Origin of the sequence: Azospirillum formosense, assembly GCF_013340925.1 — a bacterium.
GTDB lineage: Bacteria > Pseudomonadota > Alphaproteobacteria > Azospirillales > Azospirillaceae > Azospirillum > Azospirillum formosense.
Genome location: NZ_WHOR01000478.1, coordinates 1 through 1,676 on the forward strand (window position 1 = coordinate 1; position 1,676 = coordinate 1,676).

Sequence of the window (1,676 nt, forward strand, 5' to 3'; positions counted from 1 at the left end):
CCCCACCCTCCTGGCGGCCTTCGCCACCGCCGCCGCGCTCCCGGCCCTTGCCGAGGAGGTCCGCTGCCCGCCCAGCCTGACCGTGCAGGCCCAGCCGGAGGCCCCCGGCGGCTGGTCGCCCTACCCGGCGAAGGACCAGCACGCCTTCACCGGCGTCGCGCTGGTGGAGGGCGACCGCTCGGCGCAGATGGCCACCCCCACCCCGGCGGCGCTGGAGCCGGACCGCAGCCTCCGGCGGAGCCGCTCGGAGGTCCGGCAATGGGATTTCCCCGCCGCCCGGCGCAGCAACGTCTTCCTGATCTGCCGCTACGGCGGGACGCAGGCCACGCTGGCCATCGACCTGCCGCGCACCGTGCGGCGCTGCCAGATCACCGAGGAGACCGACGCGCGCGGCACGGTCCTCGACAAGCCGACGACAGCGCCGCAGTTCCTCTGCCGCTGATTCTCTGCCGTTCGCGGGTTCGGACGGGCTGGAAATCCATTGCTTCAGCCGCTAGGGTACCCGCCTTGGAACAAGGCCGGAACGCTAGTCCGGGACGATCGGGCCGTGAACGACGGACCGGAAACGACAGGCCGGAAGGATGCCGGGGCGCCCCATGCTGCTGCTCATCGATAACTACGACAGCTTCACCTACAACCTCGTCCATTACCTGGGCGAACTGGGCGCCGAACTGGACGTCCGCCGCAACGACAGCCTGACGGTGGAGGAGGCCATGGCGCTCCGCCCCGAAGGGATCGTGCTGTCGCCCGGCCCCTGCGATCCGGACAAGGCGGGCATCTGCCTGCCGCTGATCGACGCCGCCGCCAAGGCCGGCGTTCCGCTGATGGGTGTGTGCCTGGGCCATCAGGCCATCGGGCAGGCCTTCGGCGGCACGGTGCTGCGCGCGCCGGTGCCGATGCACGGCAAGGTCGACCGCATGTTCCACCAGGGGCGCGGCGTCCTGAAGGACCTGCCCTCGCCCTTCCGGGCCACCCGCTACCATTCGCTCATCGTCGAGCGCGCCACCCTGCCCGCCTGCCTGGAGGTCACCGGTGAAACGGAGGACGGGCTGATCATGGCGCTGTCCCACCGCGAACTGCCGATCCACGGCGTGCAGTTCCACCCGGAGAGCATCGAGAGCGAGCACGGGCTCAAGATCCTGGAAAACTTCCTGAACACGACCCGCCGGCTGGAGACCGCCGCATGAGCACGCCGTCCGCGCCGCACGGCGACCTGACCGACATGAAGGCGATCCTCGCCAAGGTCGCCGCCGGCAACGCCCTGAACGAGCAAGAGGCCTCGCTGGCCTTCGACATCATCATGTCGGGCAACGCCACCCCGTCGCAGATGGGCGGCTTCCTGATGGCGCTGCGCGTGCGCGGCGAGACGGTGGACGAGATCACCGGGGCCGCCCGCGTCATGCGCGCCAAGGCGATCCCGGTGGAGGCGCCGGACGGCACCATCGACACCTGCGGCACCGGCGGCGACGGCTCGGGCACCTACAACATCTCCACCGCCGCCGCGGTCGTCATCGCCGCCCGCGGCGCGCCTGTGGCCAAGCCCGGCCACCGCGCCATGTCCTCCAAGGCGGGCGCCGCCGACGTGCCGGGCGCGAGGGGCGTCAAACTGGACCGCGACATGGGGGCGGTGCGCAAGGCCCAGCGGAGCGCGCGCATCGGCTCTCGGGTGGGCCCGT

Annotated in this window: 2 protein-coding genes and 1 pseudogene; all 3 read left to right on the forward strand. The window is 71.8% G+C overall.

What is annotated here, in order from left to right; translation table 11 throughout:
- Window positions 1-10: 10 nt before the first annotated feature.
- Entirely contained in the window at window positions 11-442 is a 432-nt protein-coding gene (locus GBZ26_RS29195; RefSeq protein ID WP_174441773.1) for an STY0301 family protein, read from the forward strand.
- Between the two features lie 154 nt (window positions 443-596).
- Entirely contained in the window at window positions 597-1,187 is a 591-nt protein-coding gene (locus tag GBZ26_RS29200; protein ID WP_174441772.1) for an anthranilate synthase component II, read from the forward strand.
- Window positions 1,184-1,676: pseudogene (locus GBZ26_RS29205) on the forward strand (anthranilate phosphoribosyltransferase); the annotation flags it as partial. The gene GBZ26_RS29200 and the pseudogene GBZ26_RS29205, both read left to right, overlap by 4 nt.